Here is an 18,969-nt window from a genome sequence, read left to right as displayed (position 1 = left end):
GGAAGCTGCGGCTCATTTCTCGGGCGCGGTCGCGCGCAGGACGACCCGCGCACCGTCGGGGGCACCACCCGGGGCGCCCGCGATGCCCACAGCACCCACCGGCGACTCCTCGTACCGCTCCCCCGTCGCCGGGCACTCCCAGGCGCCGGGACGGTCCGGTACCGCGGTCAGCCGCACCCCTGCCCTGCCCACCCAGCCGATCCGGCGCGCAGGCACCCCCGCGACGAGGCCGAAGTCCGGCACGTCGGACGTCACCACGGCACCCGCGGCCACCATCGCCCACCGCCCGATCCGCACCGGCGCCACACACACCGACCGCGCGCCCAGCGACGCCCCCTCGGCGACGGCGACACCGACGGCCTCCCAGTCCCCGGCCCGCTTCGGCGTCCCGTCCGGGGCCACCGCACGCGGTGCCCGGTCGTTGGTGAGCACGACGGCGGGGCCGACGAAGACGCCGTCCGCCAGCACGGCAGGCTCGTAGACCAGGGCGTGGTTCTGCACCTTGCACCTCGCCCCGACGCGCACCCCCGCCCCCACGTACGCCCCCCGCCCCACCACGCACTCCTCCCCCAGTACCGCCCCCTCCCGCACCTGCGCCAGCTCCCAGACCGTGGTGCCGTCCCCGACCACCGCCTCCGGCGAGACCTGCGCCCCGGGCCGCACCCGGACCGGGGCGAGCGGCGTGGCGCGGCGGGATGTCTCGGCGGTGCTCATGAGCGGCTCACTTTCTCCGTCTTCGGCGGTTGCGGCACCCGTTCCGGCGTCGTGGCCGAGGATGGCCGCGAGGGTGCGTCGTCGCGTGCGGCGCGCCCGCGCGAAGCCGGTGCCGTCCGCCGAGCGGGTGAGCGGACGGTGTGAGGCGTGCCGTGCCCAGGGGGCCGACGGGGCCGGAGCGATGGTGGCGTCATGTCCCGATCCGATGAGATCTCCGTACCTCAACCGCACCAGGGGCCACGGTCATTCAGCCTGCCCGGCAGCCTGGCCCAACGCTGGAACGCGCTGGCCGTCGCCGCCTGCGGCGCCTCGGTAATGGTCATGGGCTACCGGCACCGCTGGACCAACGACGACGCGCTGATCTACACGCGCGCCGTGCGGCAGATCCTGGCGGGCAACGGTCCCGTCTTCAACGTCGGAGAGCGGGCCGAGAGCTCGACGGGAACACTGTGGCAGTGGCTGCTGGCCGCCGGCAGCGCACTGCCCGGCGTGGACGATCCGCTGCGCCTGGCCGTGGCCGCGGGCCTGCTGCTGACCGTGGCCGGCTACCTCCTCGCCCTCGACGGCACCCGCCGGATGATCCGCCTGCGGCGGCCCGCCGGAGCCCTGCTCCCGGTCGGCGCGGCGGTACTGATCCCGCTCTGTGCGACCTGGGACTACGCGACCTCCGGTCTGGAGACCGGGCTCTCCTTCACCTGCCTGGGCGGATGCTGGTGGCTGCTGGTCCACGCGCGGGTGCTGCGCGCGAGACCGGGCGAGGCGTGGCGGGAGGGACCGCACACGCTGGCCGGCCGACGGGCGCGGCGGGCGCTTCCCGCGATCGCGCTCACGCTGGGTCTGGGCCCGCTGGTACGCCCCGACCTGGCGCTGATGAGCGGGGTTTTCCTGGTCGCGCTGTGGCTGATGTGGCGGCCCGGCTGGCGTACGACGCTGCTGTGGGCGGGCGCCGCCGTGGCGCTGCCGCTCGCCTACGAGGTGTTCCGTGCCGGGTACTACGGGGTGCTCGTCCCCCTGCCCGCCGTCGTCAAGGAAGCCTCCGGCTCGGAGTGGCAGTTCGGTTGGGACTACCTGCTCAACACGGTGAACACCTACGTGCTGTGGGTGCCGCTGGCGCTGATCGCCGGGCACGCGGTACGGGCGCTGCACGCGGCAGGGAAGCGGAACCGGCGCGACCCGGCCCGCCCCCTCGACGGGGCCCCGCTGTCCCGGTGGCAGCCCGACGGGGCGCGCACGGCGGACGCGGTGCTCAGGGGCGCGCCGGTGGTGGCGGGACTGCTCTCCGCGTTCTACGTCGTCAAGATCGGCGGTGACTTCATGCACGGCCGGATGGTGCTGCCCGCGCTCTTCCTCGTCCTGCTGCCGGTGTTCCTGGTGCCGCTCGGGCGGGCGACGGCGGTGCTGGCGGGGGCGATCGGCGTCTGGGGCCTGGTGTGCGCACTGGTGCTCCGGCCCCCCATCGAGAGCCCCGGCGACGCACGCATCGTCTTCGACTCCCACACCGTCTACCAGCGCGGCCTCGCGGACCCGCACCCGGTCGGGCAGCGCGCCCACACCGAGACCCCGCGCGCCTTCACCGCGACCGCACGGCGCACTCTGCACGAGGGCCGGCACGCGCTGGTGCTGCGGCTGGCACGCGACGCCGGGTACCCCGTCCTGCCGCTGGCCCCCCGCGTGAAGGCCCCGATCGCCGCCGCCGAGGCCCGGCTGGGGAACGCGGGCGCGGTACTTCCCCTGGACGGGTTCGTCATCGACATCCTGGGGCTGGCCAACCCGTTGGGCGCCCACACCGAGCCCGTCAGCCGCCGGAAGGCGGGGCACGAGAAGCCCATCGACCGGGCGTGGATCGTCGCGGACACGACCCCGGCCGGCACCCGCGTCAAGGGCGTGGACCCCCGCGAGGTCCGGGCCGCGCGACACGCGCTGACCTGCGGCCCGCTCCCCGAGCTGCTGGCCTCGGCCCGCGCTCCCATGACGCCGGGCCGCTTCTGGGACAACCTCACCGGCGCCTGGGACCGCACCCGGCTCCGCATCCCCGCGAACCCGGTGGAGGCCGAACGGGCCCTGTGCTGAGGGGGGGCGGCCCGGTGACCGCAGGCGTCAGCCGGCCCGGCGGGCGGTGCGGGCGCGCACCAGGGCGCGGGTCACCACGGGGGGCAGCAGGTCGACCGCGAGGCGGCGGGCAGCACGGGTGCGGTGGCGGGACCCTGCGGACGAGGCGCCGCCGGGCGTCCCGCTCTCGGCGACCGCGTACCGCGAGACGGGCACCGGCGGCGGGTCGGACTTGCGCGCCCCGACCAGCAGCATCCGCCGCCCGGCGACCTGCTGCCACTGCAACCAGCACCTGCCCCGCTCACGCAGCGCCGCGTGCAGGGCGTCCTGCCACGGCCGGGCGTCGCCCCAGGTGCCGTAGAACTTGTGGCTGGAGACGCACACCGGCCGCAGTCCGCTCTCCAGCACGGCCTGCCAGGTGGCGCAGGCGACCCCCGGGGTGTGGTCGGAGCGGTAGTCGTCGAGGACGACGAGACCCTCGGGCCCGAGGGCGTTCCGCGCGGCGGCGATGTCGCCGTGCACGTGCTCGTACAGGTGCGAGGCGTCCACATGGACGAAGCGGCAACTGCCGTCCGCCACTTCCCCCGGCACCACGGTGGTGGGGGCCTGGAGGAGGTGCGGCAGGTCGTCCCAGAACGCGCGGTAGTTGGCTTCGAAGGCGCGCCGGGTGAGGGTCGCGTACGAGCCGCGCGTCTCGTCCCCGTTGGCCGCGTCCGGCGCCTCGGAGTCGAACAGGTCGCAGACGGTGAACCGCTCCTCGGCAGGGTCGAGGTAGACCCGCATGAGAATGGCGCTCTTCCCCATGTAGGCGCCCATCTCCAGCAGGTCGCCGCGGTGTCCGAGCTCCCGTTGCCGGCTCAGGAACCAGTCGAAGAGGACGAGGTCGGTGCGGTAGAGCCAGCCGGGCACCTCGTCGAAGGAGCGCGGCTGCGGCAGCGCCGGAGCCCCGCCTTCCCGGTCGCCTTCCGGGTCGGTGGCGGCGGTCGGGTCGGTCGCGGCGGTCCGGCCGTGCGGGGACGCGGCTGCAGTGCTCATCGGGGGGCGGGTCTCCTCTGCGGACGGGGACTTGCCAGGGGGCCGACGCCCTGTATAGGGGCCCGGTGCGGACGGGCGCACGCCCCGGCGCCGCGGATCGGCGAGGTTTCCGCGCGCCGCCGTCCGCGGGCCACCCCGAATTCAGCGACCGTTCGGCGCCGCCGCGGAACCGTGGAGGACCGGTTCCCCGTCCGTACGAGCCCCCGGCTCCCACTGCCGCTCCCACTCCGGCGCCTCCCCCGTGTCGAGGGGGCTGCCGCCGCCCCCCGTACCGGGGGCGCCGGTGCCGCCGGCTGCGGAGGTCTTCTTCCGGGGACCGGGCCGCCCGTGCAGCCAGGCGGGGAACGGCGGCTCGACGAACGGCCACAGCGCCGCCCGGACATGGGGCGTGCTCAACAGCACGGCCAAGGCGACGGCCGGCACGGCCGTCCCCAGCGCGGCCAGTGCGCCGCCCTCGCGCACCGCCTGGTAGCCGCCCACACCCACGACGGCACCGACCACCAGCCCGTGCAGCAGGAACGCGTACAGCGCACCCGCGCCCAGCACGGTGAAGCCGGTGCGGTGCGAGGGGACCAGGGCCAGGAAGGCGGCGACGAGGACGGCACCGGCGCCGAGGAGCGCCAGCCGCACCCCAGCGTACATCAGCGGTTCCGCGCCCAGCCTGTCGCTGTCCGCCTCCATCAGCAGCCACGCGCGGCTCATCCGGGGCGCCGCCCACCAGGCACCCACCGCGGCGGCGGCCATCACGGGCAGCGCCCAGCGGCGGGCCGCCCGGTTCCGCAGGGGCCGCAGGTGCGCGGGGCGCAGCCGCAGTCCGAGCACGAACCACGGCCAGTACATCAGCAGTTGCGGCAGGGCGAGTTCGCCGCCCGTGTCCAGGAAGCCCGCGCCGACGGAGACGAGCACGGCCCACGCCACCGGCCAGCGCACGGCCTGCCACAGCGGTGCGGTCACCTGCCAGACGAACAGCGCGGCGAGGAACCAGCACACGGACGACGGCCGGGTGAGGGTGAGGGCGAAGGGCCGGTCCCAGAAGACGGTGTACATGCCCGCGTACGCCGCCTCGAAGACGAGGTAGGGCACCAGGACGTGGGTCAGCGCCCGCCGCATCTGGTCGGGCCGCCCGGTGAAGCCCCGGGTGAACCAGCCGCTCAACAGGGCGAGGGCGGGCAGGTGGAAGGCATACAGCAGCAACCAGGCGGCCTTCACACCCCGCATCCCGTCGGCCACCGGCGCCCAGTTGTGACCGAGGACGACGAGAACGACCAGCAGGAACTTGGCGTTGTCGAGGAACGGGTCCCGTCCGCCGCTCCGCCCCACCGCGGAGGCGCCGTGGAGCGCCTGCTCCGACAAGTGCTCCGGTGCCGTGCGCTCCTCGGCGTGGGCGTGCGCCCCCGCGCCGGTGCGCCCGCTGGAGCGCTCACCCGGGCGCCGACCCTCCTGCCCATGTGCCCACCCGTCACCCTCGATGTCCCACCGGGGGCCGTCCCCCGTGTCCGACCGGGGGCCCTCGGTATCCCACCGGGGGCCGTCCTCGGCGTCCCGCCGGGGGCCGGGCGCCGGGCGTGGGGCGGACGAGGGCGACGGTGAGGGCGCGGGCAGCGACGGGCCCGGCGGGCGCGGGCCGGACCGCGGCGGCGCCCAGGGGCCGCGGCCCGCCGGGGAGGGGAACCCGTGGTCGGACTGCGGGAACGGGGCCGCGGAGGCGGGGACCGATGCACCAGCGGAAACGGGCGCGTGCCCCGCCCGCCGGATACCCGGCCCTGTGGGCGCACCCGGACCAGCGGGCGCACCCGGACCAGCGGGCGCACCCGATCCGGTCGGCCTGCCCGGTCCGGCCGCAGTGGCCGGCCAGGTCCCGGTGCCGGGTGCCGCGACACCATCTGCCGCGAAGCTGTCGGAGAAAGGGTCCCAGGCCATCACGCCGTCCTCGGCTCGCTCGGGTCAGTACGCTCGCCCGGTCCACGCGGTGCCCCGCCGGTCTCCCGGACATCACCCCCCGCGGCCGACGCCCCGCCCCCGTTCGCCGGGTCCATGGCGGGAGCGGTCCCGCCATGTGGCGGTTCCGGCAGGGCCGACGGCCACACACGTGCGGGCGGCCGCGGCCGGTTCAGCCCTGGGACCCCCCACACGGGTTCGGTAGGGCACCGGCCCGTGCGCACGCCCGGGGCGGCGGGCACGCTTCCGGTGCCGCCGCCCGGTGGGGATGGGTCGATGCTCTTCGAGGCCATTGATCAGACAGTAAGCGCGGCCTTCGCACGCACCGCCGCGGCATGCCGCCGCCGGGGCCGAACGAGGGACATACGAGTGTTACGAGCGCATTCCCTGCCTTTCCGCACCTCAAATAGTCGGTGGACGAAATGGGGTGAACCGTCCCATAAGGCACCGAGCGAAGGGGACGCCGCGATGAAGATCGTATTCCTGCTGGACAACGCCTACGGAATCGGCGGGACGATCAGATCGACGGTCAATCTCTCCGGCGCCCTGGTCGACCGGCACGAGGTGGAGGTCGTCAGCCTGCGCCGCTCCCGCCAGGAGCCCGCGCTCACGTTCGACCCGCGCGTCCGGCTGACCTCCCTCATCGACCTGCGCGGCTCCTCGGCCGGTTACGACGGCGACGACCCCGCCTACCACCAGCGCAGCGAACGCTTCACCGAGGGCCACGACCACTTCGAACGCGGCATCTCCACCCGCCTGGGCGACCTGCGGGTCAAGGCCCTGCTGGAGACCCTGGATGCGGACGTCGTCATCGGCACCCGGCCGAAGATCAACGACTATCTCGCGGCCTACGGCACCGACCGCTACATCCGCATCGGCCAGGAACACCTCACCCACCGGATGCACAGCGACCACATCCGCGCCCACCAGGACGCGGCTCTCGCCCACCTGGACGCGTTCGTGACGGTCAGCTACGCGGACGCCGCCGACTACCGCGCCGCCCTGCCCGATGTCCGGGCCCGCATCGTGTGCGTACCCAACGCCGTCCCGCCCACCGACGTCGAGCCCTCCGACGGACAGGCCAAACTGATCGTCGCCGCCGGCCGCCTCATCAAGGTCAAGCGCTACGACCGGCTGCTGCGCGCCTTCGCCCTCGTCGCCGACAGGCACCCGGACTGGTCGCTGCGCCTGTACGGGCGCGGCCCGCAGCGCGACGCGCTCCGCCGCACCCTCGACGGCCTGGGCCTGTCCGACCGCGCCTTCCTGATGGGGGCCCACTCCCCCATCGAGACCGAGTGGGCCAAGGGCTCCATCGCGGCCGTCTCCTCGGACGCCGAGTCCTTCGGCATGACCCTCGTGGAGGCCATGCACTGCGGCGTCCCCGTCGTCAGCACCGACTGCCCCTACGGGCCGGGCGAGATCATCGCCAACGGGCGCGACGGGCTGCTCGCGCCACTGGGCGGGGACGGCAGGAACGAGGACGCCACGGTGCGCGGCTACGCCGACGCCCTCCTCCATCTCATCGAGGACCCCGGCCTCCGCACCCGGATGGGCCAGGCCGCCCTGGAGAAGGCCGCCCGCTACAGCCCCGCCCGCATCGCGGGCGAGTACGAGGACCTGATGGCCGATCTGCTGGCCGCCCGCCCGTCAGCCGGCACGGCACCGGCACCGGCGCATGCGGACCGTGCGCCGGACACGTCGAGGCAGCCGGGCGGGTCTGCCGGTGCCACGCCTGGCGGGTCCACGCGACCGGGCAGCGCGACGGGACCGGCCGCGACCAGTACGCCGGGCCCGCAGGCGGCTCCGCGCGCACCCCGCGGAGCAGATCGTCACGCAAGAGGTCCCCGCGAAGGCCGTCCCCGCGCGGGCGCGCCCGGCGGGGGTGGGGGCCGGGCGCGGCTGGTGCGTGCCGTGCGCCGTGTCGTACCCCGCGCGCTGGTGCCGGCCCTGCGCCCCCTGGGACGCATCGTCCTGGGAGGCGGTGCTCCGCGGCGAACCGGTGGCAAGGGCCTGCCCCGGCCCGTCGCCCGCGTCCGGGCCGAGGCGGACGGCGCCCTGCTGATCGAGCTGCGCGCCGACACCCTCCCCAGGAGCCCGGCCGCCCTCTCCCTCCGCCCCCGCAACCGGGACGACATCACGCCCGTCCGCCTCCCGCTGCCGCCCCGCGAACAGGCGGACGCCGCCGGCCGGATCCAGGTCCGCCTCGCCCGCACGGACGGGCCCTCGCTGGCCGAGGCGCGGTGGGACGCGTACGTGGAGCGCACCTCGGACGGCCGGAGCAAGCGCGTCAAGGCCGAGCGGGTGGAGACGGCACGGCTGCTGACCCTGCCCGCGCCGCTCAACAGCCGTGGCGCGCTGGAACCGTGGGTGCCGTACGCGACCGGCGACGGCTTCTTCGCAGTCCGCGTCTGGTCGCGGGACCGGCACGCCGAGGTCACCTCGATCGCGCGGGGCGAGCACGGCTACACCCTCTCGGCGAAGCTGTACGGCCAGGCCGCACACCCGAGCCTGTCGCCGCGCACCGTCGAACTGTCGGGCGGCCCCGTGCTGATGGCCGTGCCACGGGGCAACCCGCGGCAGGGGTTCGAGTTCCCCGGCCGGCACGGCGCTGCGGCGGACACCGTGCACCTGGAGCTGCCCTACGAGCTGCCCGCCGCCTTCGCCGACGGCGCGGACGAGGGCGTGTGGGATCTGTGGCTGCGCCCCGGGCTGGGACCCGAGCGGGTACGGCTGGGCCGACTGCTGGGCGACCTGGCGGACCGCAAGAAGACCGACGTCACCCCCCGTACCGAGCTCGGGGGGACCGGGCTGGCCGTGCAGCTCTACTTCTCGCTCAACAACAACCTGGTCCTCACCCTCAAGACGGTGGTGCGGCCCCAGGAGAAGCAGGCCGCGTCCGAGCAGGGCGTCGAGGCGGCGCGGGCCGGCCAGGCCGCCCCGGGCACTCAGGACCGCTCGTCCCGCTCCTCCTCGCCGAGCGCCTCGACCAGCGCCTGACCCTGCTCACCCTGCTCACCGGGCTCACCGGGCTCACCGGACGCGGTGGGCGCGGCGGGCGCCGACAGTCCGGCCGCCGGAGTCACGGCCGCGGCGGCCGCGCGGACCCGCTCCTCGCGCTGCTCCGCCTCCCGCACCAACGCCTGCACGGCTCGCTTGAAGCGGGTCAGGGACGAGGGCTCGGCCGGGCCCAGCAGCCGCACCTTCAGCGCGGCACGGGCCGCAGCGAGCGTGTCCTTGCGCGGGTTGCGGACGCTGTGCAGCAGGTCACCGATGCCGTGACCGTCGGGGCCCAGGACGGTGGCGGCCTGCACGGTGGGGCAGGCGGCCCGGAAGCTGTCGTCGTCCAGCCCGCTGGTGTTGGCGACCGCGTACGGCTTCTCGCTGCTGAGCCAGTCCGAGACGACGGAGGAGACGTCCGAAACCAGCACGTCGGCCTCGTTGAAGCAGGAGAAGAGCCCCGGCCCTGTATCCGTGACGACCTGGTGCTCCCAGGCGGGTGTGGCCGCCCAGTACGCCTCCTCCCAGTCCCCTACGGCCTCCGCCGCCGCCCGGGCACGTCCGGGTTCTGGCGCGGGTTGACGCAGCATCCGCTCCACCTCGTCGGCGTGCGGACCCACTTCCGTACGGGTGAGTGCCGCCAGCCGGGCGGCCGCCCGGGCCAGTGCGGCCGACGCCTCCGCCTCCGGCTGCTCGCCGTCCCGCCCGGTGTTCGCCTCCCGGATCAGGGCCCGAATCCGCCGGTCGGCCTCACCCGCGCGGGGGTCGACCGTGCCGGTCATGGGGTGCGGCTTGTACAGCAGCCGCACCCCGGGATCGGCCAGCAGCGCGGAGACGATCGCCTCCCCCGCCACCAGCACCGAGGTGTTGCCCGGATCGTCGGTGAACCCCTCCCACGTGGGGGCGTACAGCACCGTCAGGCAGCCCGCGCGGTTGCCGACCGGCCGGGCGCCCGCGGCCTCGATGGGGGCGAGCTGCGGGCGGCCCACCTCCACCACGTCCTTGTCCTCCACCCCAACCTGGGCCCGCGCGTACCGCTCGCGGGCCGCCTCACCGGCCACCCACACCTGGTCGTAGGCCTTGGCGTACGGGTTGCAGGAGGCGAGCTTGTCGGACTCGCCGTGGTTGATAAAGGCGTGCTTGAGGGTCGGGATGCGCAGCACCTGCGAGGTCTTGCCGGAGTTCGCCGGGTGCAGCAGCACCTTCAGCGTGGAGTGCTCCAGCCGCATCAGGTGCGAGACCTTCGGCAGGCACAGGATCGGCACGTCGGTGGTGTCGATCTTCTGCACCATGAACCGCTCGCGGAGCACGATCAGCGGCCGCCCCTCCAGCTCGGCCAGGGTGCTCAGCCACATGTTCGCCTGGTACGCCGAGGCGCTGCCGCCGGAGAAGTACATGCCCACCGTCGGCCGGTACTCCGCCAGCCACGCGTCCAGCCAGGCGAGCGCCTCCGCCTCGTCGACCACCCGCTTGGCGGGCAGCAGCCAGCGGGCCAGCCACAGGATGCCGGCCAGCATCCCCGCGCAGCAGCCGAGGAGCGCCGCCGTCGCCCACCACAGGTCGCCGGTGACCGCCGAGGCGCCCATCCCGGCCGTCGTCAGCGCGGCGGCCCCGGTGAGCCGCAGCGTCGCGCGCTCGGCGAACAGGGGCAGCGGCGAGGTGGTCAGCCCGAGCGCACCGGCGTCGATGTTGCGGGTGACGACCGGCAGCTTCCTGCGCGCCCGTACGGACCCGGCCAGCCCCTGGCAGAAGAAGTGCAGCGCCCAGTACAGCAGTACGGCGCCCAGCAGCACGGCCGTCCCGGCGGGCCGCAGCATATCGAGGCTGCCCAGGCCGCCCACCAGCAGCGCGTCCCGCAGCATCTGGCGGACCGGCGGCGTGAACTGGGCCCGGCCCAGCTGCCGCGCCGTCCGCCGCGCGCGGCTCGGCAGCAGCACCTCGGTCAGCAGCCCGAGGGCCGCCCCGCACACGAGCGGCGCCGCCCGGCTGCCGACGACGCCGGCCACCTGGAGCAGGTAGCCGCAGGCCAGCAGGGCGAGTGTCACCAGCGTCCGGAGGCGGTCCCGCACCCGGGCGGCGCGTTCTTGCCGCTGCCGCACCGCCTCGGCGCTCTCCCCGCGGCCACGGGCACCGTCGAGGCGGCCGTCGTCGCGTACGGGTTCGAGTACCAAGGTGTCGGCCGGCTCCTCCGCGACGCCGTCCGGGCCACCCGTGCCCTCCGGACTGTCCGCCCCGTTTCCACCGTCCGCGCCGTTCGCGTCGTCCGCGCCGTTCGCGTCGTCCACAAGCGCACCCACCACTCCACGGTAGGCAGCACCACGGGAACCCGTCGCGTCATGGAGGGCCGAAAGCGTGACCGCCGTGCCGGAGGGAGGCACCCTCCGGCACGGCGGTCACGGACAGCGGACTCAGCGGTCGGCTCAGCGGTTGCTGCGCAGCAGCGTGCGCATCGTCCGCATCGCCACCGAGAGGTTCGCCAGGTCGAACGTCTCCGAGCCCTGGATCTCGTCCAGGGTCCCGCGGGCGCGGACCAGGATGGCGCGGTTCTTCTCCTCCCACGCCTGGTACCGCTGCTCGGGGGTGTCCGCCCCGTTGCCCGCGGCCAGCACGTCCGCCGTCAGCAGCTGGTGCGCCGCGTACAGGTCCTCACGGATGGAGGAGCGCGCCATGGACTGCCAGCGGTCGGCCCGCGGCAGCTCGCTGACGCGGCCCTGGAGCTGGGTGATGCCCAGCCGGTCGGCGAGGTCGAAGTAGACCTCGGCCACGTCCATCAGCTCCTTGCCGGTACGGTCCGCGACGGCGACCACGTCCAGCGCGGAGAACGCCGCCGCCGAACCCGCCAGCCGCTGCGCCAGCTCGGCCGGGACGCCCGCGCCCGACAGCTTGTCGAACACCCGCTGATGCCAGGTGAGGTCGTCGCCCTTGAGCAGCTTGGGCAGCTCCGCCCAGACCGCCTCGACGCGCTCGGAGAACAGCTCGATCGTCTCGGCCAGCAGCAGCGGCTGCGGACGGTTGTTCAGCAGCCAGCGGGTGCCGCGCTCCACGAGCTGGCGGGAACGCAGCCGCACGTCCGTGAGCACGTTCGCCGGGACCTGGTTGTCCAGCGACTCGGCCTCGTCCCAGATGTCGCCCAGCCGGAAGATGGCCCGCGCCGCCGTGTGGGCGCGCACGATCTCCTCCGTCAGGGCGCCCGACTCCTCCTTCATACGGTGCACGAAGGTGGAACCGGCCACGTTGACGGTGTCGTTGACCAGCACGGTCGTGACGATCTCGCGGCGCAGCGCGTGCGCCTCGATCTGCTGCGCGAAGCGCTCGCGCAGCGCCTCGGGGAAGTAGCAGTACAGCAGCCGCTTGAGGTACGCGTCGTCCGGCAGCGACGTGCCGACCAGCTCGTCCGTCACGGTGATCTTCGTGTACGCCAGCAGCACGGCGATCTCCGGCTGGGTGAGCCCCTCGCCGTTGTTCAGCCGCTCGCGGATCTGCCGGTCCGAGGGCAGGAACTCCAGCTGCCGGTCGAGCTTGCCCTCCTTGGCGAGCCTGCGCATCTGCCGCTGGCTGGCCAGCAGCAGGCTGGGGGCCTGCGCCAGCGAGTTGGACAGGGCAGCGTTCTGCGCGTAGTTGTTGCGCAGCACCAGCTCGCCGACCTCGTCCGTCATCTGGGCCAGCAGCTTGTTGCGCTGCTTGACGGTCATGTCACCGTCGGCCACCACCGAGTTGAGCAGGATCTTGATGTTCACCTCGTGGTCGGAGGTGTCCACACCGGCGCTGTTGTCGATGGCGTCGGTGTTGATCCGGCCGCCGCTCGTGGCGAACTCGATCCGGCCGAGCTGGGTGCAGCCCAGGTTGCCGCCCTCGCCGACGACCTTCACCCGCAGATCCTGGCCGTCCACCCGGATCGCGTCGTTGGCCTTGTCGCCGACGTCCGCGTCGCTCTCCGTGGAGGCCTTGACGTAGGTACCGATACCGCCGTTCCACAGCAGGTCGACGGGGGCCGTCAGGATGGCCCGCATCAGCTCGTGCGGGGTCATCTTGGTGACGCCCTGCTCGATGCCCAGCGCCTCCCGCACCTGCGGGGTGATCGGCACCGACTTGGCGTTGCGCGGGTGGATGCCGCCACCGGCCGAGATCAGTTCGGTGTCGTAGTCCGCCCACGAGGAGCGCGGCAGCTCGAACAGCCGGCGCCGCTCCGCGTAGGAGGTGGCCGCGTCCGGATCGGGGTCGAGGAAGATGTGCCGGTGATCGAAGGCGGCCACCAGCCGGATGTGCTCCGAGAGCAGCATGCCGTTGCCGAACACGTCGCCGGACATGTCACCGACGCCGACGACCGTGAAGTCCTGCGTCTGGGTGTCGTGGCCCAGCTCGCGGAAGTGCCGCTTGACCGACTCCCAGGCGCCGCGCGCCGTGATGCCCATGCCCTTGTGGTCGTAGCCCGCCGAGCCGCCGGAGGCGAAGGCGTCACCCAGCCAGTAGCCGTAGGCGTTCGCGACCTCGTTGGCGATGTCGGAGAACGTGGCGGTGCCCTTGTCCGCGGCGACGACCAGGTAGGTGTCGTCCTCGTCGTGCCGCGCCACGTCCTTGGGGTGCTCGACCTCCCCGGCCACCAGGTTGTCGGTGACGTCCAGCAGACCGGAGATGAACGTCTTGTAGCAGGCGATGCCCTCGGCCTGCCACGCGTCGCGGTCCACCGCCGGGTCGGGCAGCTGCTTGCCGACGAAGCCGCCCTTGGCGCCCACCGGGACGATCACGGTGTTCTTGACCTCCTGCGCCTTGACCAGGCCCAGGATCTCGGTGCGGAAGTCCTCCCGCCGGTCCGACCAGCGCAGACCGCCGCGCGCCACCTTGCCGAACCGCAGGTGGACGCCCTCCACGCGCGGCGAGTACACCCAGATCTCGTACTTGGGCCGCGGCGCCGGCAGCTCCGGAATGGCCTGCGGGTCCAGCTTCATCGACACATAGGTGTGCGGCTCACCGCTGTCGGCCAACTGGAAGTAGTTGGTGCGCAGAGTGGCGCTGATGACGGTGAGGAACGAGCGCAGGATGCGGTCCTCGTCCAGGCTGGCGACCTGGTCCAGCGCCCCGTTGAGCTCCTCCAGGATGCCGTCGGTCAGCTCGAATCCGGCCCGCCTGCGCGTCGGGTCCAGACGGGCCTCGAACAGGCTGACCAGCAGCCGCGTGGTGTGCACGTTCCCGCGCAGGGTGTCCTCGATGTAGGACTGGCTGAAGGTCGCCCCCGCCTGCCGCAGGTACTTCGCGTAGGCCCGCAGCACCATCGCCTGCCGCCAGGTCAGCCCCGCCGACAGCACCAGCGCGTTCAATCCGTCGTTCTCCGCGCGGCCCGTCCACACCGCCGCGAACGCTTCCTGGAACCGCTCGCGCGCCTCCTCGTCCAGGCCGCGCTGCTGGTCCGGCATCCGCAGCCCGAAGTCGTAGATCCACGCGTGCGACCGGTCCGCGCAGCGCAGCTCGTACGGCCGCTCGTCCACCACCTCGACGCCCATCGCCTGCAACCCCGGCAGCACCGCCGAGAGCGAGACGGGGCGGCCCGTCCGGTAGATCTTGAAACGGCGCTCGCCCGGAGCCGCACCGACCGGCTCGTACAGGCTCAGCGCGAAGTCCTCCTCGTCGCCCCCGCGCACGAGCTGCTCGATGTGCTGCAGGTCGGCAACCGCCGCGCGGGGCGAGAAGTCCGCCTTGTAGCCCTCCGGGAAGGAGTTGGCGTACTTCTGCGCCAGCTCGGCGGCCTGCTCCTCGCCGCACTCGGCAACCAGCGCCTCGCTGAAACCGTCCGCCCACGAGCGCGCAGCCTCGGCCAGCCGCTCCTCGATGCGGTCGACCTCCGCGTCCGTCGTCTGACGCAGCTCGGCGCCCGGACGCACCCGGATGACGAAGTGCAGCCGGGAGAGCACCGACTCGGTGTTCCACGCGGTGAAGTCGACGCTGGTGCCGCCCAGTTCCTCGGTGAGGATGTCCGTCAGCCGCAGCCGCACCCCCGTGGTGAACCGGTCACGGGGCAGGTAGACCAGCGCCGAGTAGTAGCGCCCGTACTCGTCCTGGCGCAGGAACAGGCGCAGCTTGCGGCGCTCCTGGAGGTAGAGCACCGAGGTGACGATGGAGCGCAGCTCGTCGGCCGGCGTCTGGAACAGCTCGTCGCGCGGGTACGTCTCCAGGATCTGCAGCAGGTCGCGGCCCGCGTGGCTGTCCGGGGTGAAGCCCGCACCGTCCAGCACGTCGGAGACCTTCCGCCGGATCACCGGCACGCGGCGCACCGACTCGGTGTAGGCCGCGGAGGAGAACAGGCCCAGGAAACGGCGCTCCCCCACCACGTTGCCCTCGGCGTCGAACTTCTTGACGCCCACGTAGTCCAGGTACGAGGAACGGTGCACGGTGGAGCGGCTGTTGGCCTTCGTGAGCACCAGCATCCGGTGCTCACGCGCCTTGGCCCGCGCATCGGCGGGCAGCCGGTTGAACGAGGGCGAGACCGGGTGCCCCTGGTCGCCGGGCTGCTGCGGGTCGGACCGCAGGATGCCCAGCCCCGTGCCGGGCAGCGGGGTGAGGGCCAGCTCCTCACCCTCCTTGTCGTCCTTGCCCTGCTCCTGCTCCGCGTCCAGTTCGTACTCGCGGTAGCCCAGGAAGGTGAAGTGATCGTCCGCGAGCCAGCGCAGCAGCTCCCGCGCCTCGTCGATCTCCTCCTGCGGCAGATCGTCGGTCGGCTCCTCGGCCAGCTCGTCCCCGATGCGCAGCGCGGCGCCGCGCATCTTCTGCCAGTCCTCGACGGCCTCGCGCACGTCCGAGAGGACACGGCGCAGGTCGGAGGTGATGTCCTTGAGGTCGTCGCGGTCCGTCTCGCGATCGATCTCCACGTGGATCCAGGACTCCACCAGCGCGTCGTGCGGCAGCTTCTCGCGCTTCTCCTTGGCCTGCCGCTTGCCGGACTCCTGGGAGGCCGCGCCCGCCTGCTGCGCCGCCTCGGCCTGCTGCGCCGCGACGTCGTCCCGGCCGACGGCGAGGACCTCCAGCAGCTTGCCGGTCAGATCCCGGCGCACCACCATCTGCGGGTGGATGACGACGTGGATGCCGCGCCCCTGGCGGGAGAGCTCATTGGTGACCGAGTCCACCAGGAACGGCATGTCGTCCGTCACGACCTCGATCACCGAGTGCGTGCACGACCAGCCGTTCTCGTCGATCGACGGCGAGTACACGCGGACGTTCGCCGTACCCTGCGGCCGCTCCTGGGCGAGGCGGTAGTGGGCGAGAGCGCCGCCGAGGATGTCGACCGGGTCGCGGTCGGTGAGGTCCTCCGGCGCCGTGTGCAGGTAGTACCGCTGGAGATACGCGCCAAGGTCCCCGTCCTGGGGGCCCTGTGGGCCCTTGACCGGGTGGCGCCCTTGGGCCGGGCTCTGTTCAGCCACCCGTGCGGCTTCCGCCAGCCGCTCGGCTTTTGCTTCTTCCAGCTTGCTCTGCATGTCCTCTGGCTCCTGTCGCGCGCCGTTGCGTGACGTCGGGATGGCTAGGGCACGGCGCCGGGACGCGGGGTGTCCGCTGTGGTCCGCCGCAGCGCCGGGAGAGACGACCAGCGGCGCCCCGCGCGCGGTCGCGCAGGGGGCGCTGTACGGAGCGACGCCCGCGAACGGACCCTCCGGTGGATATCGCGCTGATCACGTAGGCAAGGCTATCGCTCTCCGGCGCCCGAGCGTGATGGCCCTTATGTGTACAAAGAGGGGTACGAAAGAGATCGTTTTGGCCCATCCGGACAGATCCGACTGCTGGTTGCTCATCCGTCACGCTCCAGGAGCAGTCGGCGGGACGGGCAACGACATTCCCGGCGAAACGGCGGTGTGCCACCGGGCGCCCGCCATGCGCTGCCGTCCCCCGAGGTCACGTCTCCTCCGCCACTGTCTGCCTCGCCTTCTCCTCCACCTCGCGGGCTGCGCTCTCCCCCGCGGCCTCCTCCACCTCGCGGGCCAGCCGCTCCGCCGTCTCCACCGCCTCCGCCAGGGTGTCGACGACCGGCACCCCGGCCTCCTCCAGGCTGGCTCTGCTGTGGGAACCCCCGGTGTAGAGCACCGCACGCGCCCCCGCATGGGCCGCCGCCAGCGCGTCGTCCACCGCGTCCCCGATCACCACGGCGCGACCGGGCTCGATCCCCTGCAGCGCGGCCAGGTGCCGCACCATCTGAGCGGCCTTGCCCCCACCCGACGCGCCGACGGCTCCGTCGACCCGCAGGAAGTGGCCGTCGATGCCGTACGTCCGCAGCAGCGGCAGCAGGCGGTCGTGCGGCGCGAGCGAGCACAGCGACTGGGTCCGGCCCGCCGCCTGCCGGGACGCCAGCAGCTCCGCAGCGCCCTCCGCCAGACCCGCACCGGCGATGCGGGCCCAGTAGTGGCGGTGGAAGGTCTCGTCCATGACCAGCCACTCGTCCTCGGTGGGCATCCGGCCGAACAGCCGCTCGTAGAAGCGCGGCACCGGCACGCAGTACAACTCCCGGTACCGCTCCAGGGTGAGCGTCGGCAGCCCCAGCTCGCCGAAGGCGGCGTTCGTCGCCTCGACGACCGTGTGGATGTCGTGCAGCAGCGTGCCGTTCCAGTCCCACACGATGTGCGCGGGCCGCAGCACGCTGCGGTGCGGCTGCGGCGATTGCTTCCCCAAGACCATGCACTCGACGGTACGGCGCAGCACTGACAATCCGGTACCTGCCGCAGCCGCGGAGTCGGGCAGCGCGTCGGGGAGCGCGGGGCGGAAGGGCAGCCAGGACGCCGGGGCCGCGGACAAGCCAGGCCCGCCGGGCCCGCCGGACCGGCGGACAAGCCGATTCGGCAGACGAGCCGGACCGGCGGACAAGCCGGACCGGCGGACGAGCCGGACCGGCTTGGCGAGCCGATTCGGCAGACCCGGTGGAGCGGGTCAGGGGACGAGGGCCGGGATCTCCTGCGTGGCGAACCAGAGCAGCTCGTGCTCGTCGGCACGGTCCACGACCGCCTGCGCCTTCGCGTCCCCGGCCGCGGCAGTCGGCATCGCGTCCACCGCCGCCGTCACCGCCTCGACCGCGTCCTCGGCGTCGAGGTGCACGGCCGCCGCCTTGGCCAGCGGTACGACAGCGGTGAGCCGCACCCGGCCCACCAGCTCCGCGCCGTCCCCCTCGCCCTCGGCCGCCTCCGCGTGGTCCTCCACGGCGACGGTGGCGTCGGCGGCCTCGGCCACCACGACGACACGGCGCCGGGTGGCCGCCCCGTCCTGGGCCAGCAGCCGCAACGAGGCCGCGGCAGCGAGCCCGAGGGCCGCGTACTCCAGCTCCTCCTCGTCCTGGGACCCCCACCACGCGCGCAGCCCCGCGGTCACCGCGTAGGCCTCGAAGGGAGCCGGCCCCAGCTCTCCCCGACCGTGCGCCTGGGACAGTGCGGGCAAGGTCAGAGGGACGTAGACGCGCATGGCTGCCGCTTTCGTGTATCGCCGGGAACCGTCTGCCCGTCAGCATACGGGCAGCCGCCTCCGCTCGCCCCACCGAACGCCCGTACAAACCCGCAGGTGGAGACGGGGGCCTCGTCAACGTGAGTCCGGCCCCCATCCTGATAGGGGAACTTCTCCTGGCCCCTCTCCGGCGCCACCGCCTCATTGCCCGACGCCGCGCCGCACGGCTACAACCGTTGCCAGCCGCCGGTTACCGGCCGGTATCGCAGCCCGCCTGCCCATGCCACCTCCACGGGGGAGCCCATGACCACGCCCATCTCCGCGTCAGCGCCCGGGCGCCGACCGCGCCGGCGCACACCGAGCCCGGCACCGACCCGGCCGCCGACGCGGCGCGACAGCCGCCGCCCCGCGGAGTCGGCGCTGCGCGCCGCCGCACACCGCGCACGGGAACGCCGTCCGCCGTACTGGTTCGCCCGCCGCCTGCTGCTCGTGCTGAGCGGACAGTGCCCCGTCCACACCCTCCTCGGCCACGCCGTGGACGAGGCCTACGAACAGCTCACCGCCCTGGCCCCCGGTGCCCCGCTCCGCCCCCGGGGCACCGACCGCACCACCCCTGCCGTACTCGAAGCCCGCGGCAGCCAGGTCCGCCCCGGCGTCATCGAGGCCTTCGCCCGCATCGCCACCGGATCCCGGCAACACGCCATGGCCTTCCGCCTCGAACACCGCAACGACCGCTGGCGCTGCACCGCCCTGGAGCTCGACGTCACGACCAGTTGAAGCCCCCTCGCTCCGAAGCCCCGCCTGGGCGGACGCTCGCCGGAAGGGGCGGCC

General features: G+C 73.7%; 10 protein-coding genes. 3 read left to right on the top strand and 7 right to left on the bottom strand.

Annotation, left to right across the window (positions count from 1 at the left end; genetic code table 11):
- Positions 1 to 12 precede the first annotated feature (12 nt).
- The gene (locus tag H297_RS37165; protein WP_051351984.1) at positions 13 to 714 is read right to left on the bottom strand and encodes an acyltransferase; all 702 of its coding nucleotides are present in this window, start codon (positions 712 to 714) and stop codon (positions 13 to 15) included.
- A 192-nt stretch (positions 715 to 906) separates the two neighbouring features.
- Here H297_RS37165 and H297_RS0118980 point away from each other — a divergent pair, with 192 nt between their 5' ends.
- Complete coding sequence (locus tag H297_RS0118980) at positions 907 to 2,784, top strand: arabinofuranosyltransferase AftB family protein (protein ID WP_027738354.1); 1,878 nt, start codon at positions 907 to 909, stop codon at positions 2,782 to 2,784.
- A gap of 27 nt (positions 2,785 to 2,811) precedes the next feature.
- On the opposite strand, the gene H297_RS0118975 is transcribed toward H297_RS0118980, so the two are convergent.
- Entirely contained in the window at positions 2,812 to 3,798 is a 987-nt protein-coding gene (locus tag H297_RS0118975; RefSeq protein WP_027738353.1) for a class I SAM-dependent methyltransferase, read from the bottom strand.
- Positions 3,799 to 3,939: 141 nt separating this feature from the next.
- Positions 3,940 to 5,151 (bottom strand): acyltransferase family protein, encoded by a 1,212-nt coding sequence (locus H297_RS37160; protein ID WP_051351983.1) that lies wholly within the window; start codon positions 5,149 to 5,151, stop codon positions 3,940 to 3,942.
- 1,053 nt (positions 5,152 to 6,204) lie between these two features.
- Here H297_RS37160 and H297_RS0118965 point away from each other — a divergent pair.
- Positions 6,205 to 8,733 carry a glycosyltransferase gene (locus H297_RS0118965; RefSeq protein ID WP_027738352.1) on the top strand — a complete coding sequence of 843 codons (2,529 nt, stop codon included), beginning with the start codon at positions 6,205 to 6,207 and terminating at the stop codon, positions 8,731 to 8,733.
- Here the strand turns inward: H297_RS0118965 and H297_RS37155 are convergent.
- From H297_RS37155 to H297_RS0118945, 4 genes are all read right to left on the bottom strand, one after another.
- Complete coding sequence (locus H297_RS37155; RefSeq protein ID WP_486589581.1) at positions 8,682 to 10,763, bottom strand: hypothetical protein; 2,082 nt, start codon at positions 10,761 to 10,763, stop codon at positions 8,682 to 8,684. The genes H297_RS0118965 and H297_RS37155 overlap by 52 nt on opposite strands.
- 390 nt (positions 10,764 to 11,153) lie before the next feature.
- Complete coding sequence (locus H297_RS0118955) at positions 11,154 to 16,196, bottom strand: NAD-glutamate dehydrogenase (RefSeq protein WP_027738351.1); 5,043 nt, start codon at positions 16,194 to 16,196, stop codon at positions 11,154 to 11,156.
- Positions 16,197 to 16,608: 412 nt separating this feature from the next.
- Positions 16,609 to 17,385 (bottom strand): HAD family hydrolase, encoded by a 777-nt coding sequence (locus H297_RS37150; protein ID WP_078514332.1) that lies wholly within the window; start codon positions 17,383 to 17,385, stop codon positions 16,609 to 16,611.
- A 249-nt stretch (positions 17,386 to 17,634) separates the two neighbouring features.
- Entirely contained in the window at positions 17,635 to 18,159 is a 525-nt protein-coding gene (locus H297_RS0118945) for a DUF6912 family protein (protein WP_027738350.1), read from the bottom strand.
- A 282-nt stretch (positions 18,160 to 18,441) separates the two neighbouring features.
- Here H297_RS0118945 and H297_RS0118940 point away from each other — a divergent pair, with 282 nt between their 5' ends.
- Complete coding sequence (locus H297_RS0118940) at positions 18,442 to 18,915, top strand: Rv3235 family protein (protein WP_027738349.1); 474 nt, start codon at positions 18,442 to 18,444, stop codon at positions 18,913 to 18,915.
- The last annotated feature ends 54 nt before the right edge of the window (positions 18,916 to 18,969 follow it).

This window comes from Streptomyces sp. CNT360, assembly GCF_000424785.1.
Note: the sequence above shows the minus strand (reverse complement) of the source record. Positions and strands in the feature narration are given on the sequence as shown.